We start from the raw sequence: 242 nt of genomic DNA, 5'->3' as shown, positions 1-242 counted from the left end.
GCATTAGCGCTCATATCGTTAAAAAACCTGAGAACAGCGCCTTATACGAGCCCTTTACCCGTATTCCGAGTACGTTTAGTGCAGAGCAAAAAGCCACATATCAAAACAAAGCAAAAGCTTTAATTAGCTCAAAAGTAGTACCCGCTTATCAGCATTTTTACGACTTTTTTGAAAACGATTACATGCCTAATTGCAGAGCCGAGCCTGGTATTTCAAGTGTTAAAGATGGCCTTGATTACTAC

The 242-nt window shown here is 40.1% G+C and carries 1 pseudogene; it reads left to right on the top strand.

What is annotated here, in order from left to right:
- A pseudogene (locus AAEZ18_RS19525) lies at nt 1–242 on the top strand (DUF885 family protein); the annotation flags it as partial.

This window comes from Pseudoalteromonas sp. 19-MNA-CIBAN-0066 (assembly GCF_040308705.1).
GTDB lineage: Bacteria > Pseudomonadota > Gammaproteobacteria > Enterobacterales > Alteromonadaceae > Pseudoalteromonas > Pseudoalteromonas nigrifaciens.
This window is presented reverse-complemented; position numbering and strand designations above follow the sequence as displayed.